We start from the raw sequence: 2,700 nt of genomic DNA on the forward strand, positions 1-2,700 counted from the left end.
CGCCACGTGGCCGATCTGCTGCGCGCCTATGTCCACGAATCCAAGGCCGATGCGCTGTTCGATCCGCTGGTGATGGTCTACCTGCTGCGCCCGGATCTCTTTGCCGTGAATCATGCGCGGTTCAGGGTCGAAACAGGCACCTCGCCGCGCCTTGGCGGCCTCATTTGGCAGCCGGCCGCGGACACATCGCCGCACCGGCTGCTGCAAGCCCCTGATCCCGATACGATTTTCGATTTCCTGGCCGCGCGTTTCCAGCATCTCCCCTAGGCGCATCCCCGACCAGCGTTGGGCGCAGACCCCCGGGCCTTGTGGGAATCCCCCCAATCTGTATGATGAGGCGCCAACCCATACCGCCCCTTAAAAACGGGGGGCGGTTTTTCATATCCGCAAGGTTGGTGCGATGCAGATCCGCGACGCTTTTACATTCGACGACGTTCTCCTTGAACCCGCGCATTCCCAGGTCCTGCCTGCGCAGGCCAATACGGGCACGCGCCTCACCAGCCGCATCAACCTTCATATCCCCCTGCTCTCCTCCGCCATGGACACGGTGACGGAAGCGCGTATGGCGATCTGCATGGCGCAGAACGGGGCCATGGGCGTCATCCACAAGAATCTCGACATCGCCCGCCAGGCCGAGGAAGTGCGCCGCGTGAAGCGGTTCGAATCCGGCATGGTCGTCAACCCGCTCACCATCCATCCCGACCAGACCCTGGCCGACGCGCTCAACCTGATGGAAACCCATTCCATCTCCGGCATTCCGGTGGTCGAGCGCAATACCGGCAAGCTGGTCGGCATCCTCACCAATCGCGACGTGCGCTTTGCTTCCAAAATGGACGAGCCGGTCGCCAACCTCATGACCAAGGAAAAGCTGGTCACGGTGAAGCCCGGCGTCAACCGCGACGAAGCCAGGAAGCTCCTCCACCAATACCGCATCGAAAAGCTGCTGGTGGTCGACGAAGCCTATCGCTGCATCGGCCTCATCACCGTGAAGGACATGGAAAAGGCCCAGGCCTATCCCCATGCCAGCAAGGATGAGAACGGGCGCCTGCGCGTCGCCGCAGCGACCGGCGTCGGCGAAGACGGCTTGCGCCGGGCCGAAGCCCTGCTCGAAGCCGGCGTCGACGTGGTCGTGGTCGATACTGCCCATGGCCATTCCGCCGGCGTGCTCTCGGCCGTCACCGCGGTAAAGCGCCTCTCCAACGCCGCCCAGGTCATCGCCGGCAATGTGGCGACCGCTGAAGGTGCGCAGGCGCTCATCGACGCCGGCGCTGACGCGATCAAGATCGGCATCGGCCCGGGTTCGATCTGCACCACCCGCATCGTGGCCGGTGTCGGCGTCCCGCAGCTTACTGCCATCACCGACGCTGCCGAGCGGGCGCATAAATCCGGCATTCCGGTGATCGCCGATGGCGGCATCAAATATTCCGGCGACGTCGCCAAGGCCATCGCCGCCGGCGCCGATTGCTGCATGGTGGGCTCGCTTCTGGCCGGCACCGACGAAGCGCCGGGCGAAGTGTTCCTCTTGAACGGCCGCTCCTACAAATCCTATCGCGGCATGGGATCATTGGGAGCGATGGCGCGGGGTTCCGCCGACCGCTATTTCCAGGAAGAAGTTTCCGACAAGCTGAAGCTGGTGCCCGAAGGCATCGAAGGCCGCGTTGCCTATAAGGGCCCGGCCGGCACGGTCATCCACCAGCTGGTGGGCGGCCTCAAGGCGGCGATGGGCTATACCGGCAACGCCACCATCCCCGACATGCAGACCAAGTGCCGCTTCGTGCGCATCACCAATGCCGGGCTCCAGGAGAGCCATGTGCATGACGTGCAGATCACCCGCGAAGCGCCGAACTACCGGCAGAATATGTAGCTCCCTTGAATTCCCTCGCCCCCTTTGGGGGAGAGGGTAGGGTGAGGGGGTGGTTGGGCCGGATCCGGTGTAGCGCCCCTCACCCCAACCCTCTCCCCACTAACGTGGGGCGAGGGGGTTACTGAGCGGCGCGCTCATACCGATACTGGATATGGAACGAACATCATGACCCCCGGCGCCCGCATTCAGGCGGCTATCGATTTGCTGACCGAGATCCATGGCGGCAGCGCACCGGCCGACCGCACCTCGGCGGCCTTCTTCCGCAACCGGCGCTATATCGGCGGCTCGGACCGGCGCGCCATCCTCGACCATGCCTATGCGGTCTTGCGCCAGATGGCCAAGATCGATTGGTGGATCGGCGAGTTCCAGTCGGAACAGGGCCTGCCGCATCTTGAGCGCGCGCGCGTCATCGCCAAGCTCGCCCTCATCGACGGCTGGACGGCGGACAAGATCGCGGGTTCCTTCGACGGCGGCGACTACCGCCCCAAGCAGCTCAACCGCACCGAACGTTCATTCGCGGGCTTCCTCGAAACCGCCGATTTCAAGGCCGGCGCGCAGCCCAAATGGGTGCGCTTCGAATACCCGCATTGGATCGAAAAGAGCCTCGTCAAACGTTTCGGTCCTAATTTCGAGCAGGAAATGGCGGCCCAGATCGAAGAGGCCGCGACCGACCTCCGCACCAACAGCTTGAAGGCGACACGTGAGCAGGCGCTGGAAGCCCTGGCGGCGGCCGACATCAAGGCTGCACCCACCAATCTGTCGCCGCTCGGCATCCGCGTCGAGGGCAGGCCGCCGATGGGCGCCTTGAAATGCTTCCAGGACGGGCTCATCGAGGT

Annotated in this window: 2 protein-coding genes and 1 pseudogene; all 3 read left to right on the top strand. The window is 64.3% G+C overall.

The features are described 5' to 3' along the window. On the top strand, window positions 1–267 hold a 267-nt coding region (locus tag ACE3OO_RS20115; RefSeq protein ID WP_374305874.1), incomplete at its 5' end, for a hypothetical protein. Window positions 268–400: 133 nt separating this feature from the next. Then, entirely contained in the window at window positions 401–1,864 is a 1,464-nt protein-coding gene (gene guaB, locus ACE3OO_RS20120; RefSeq protein ID WP_374305876.1) for an IMP dehydrogenase, read from the top strand. 165 nt (window positions 1,865–2,029) lie between these two features. Next, window positions 2,030–2,700: pseudogene (locus ACE3OO_RS20125) on the top strand (rRNA cytosine-C5-methylase); the annotation flags it as partial.

It is taken from the genome of Ferrovibrio sp., from assembly GCF_041906005.1.
Taxonomy (GTDB): Bacteria; Pseudomonadota; Alphaproteobacteria; order Ferrovibrionales; family Ferrovibrionaceae; genus Ferrovibrio.

Bases quoted from the DNA above. Each gene is read 5' to 3' on its own strand.
- guaB (WP_374305876.1), top strand. From the start codon at position 401: ATGCAGATCCGCGACGCTTTTACATTCGACGACGTTCTCCTTGAACCC.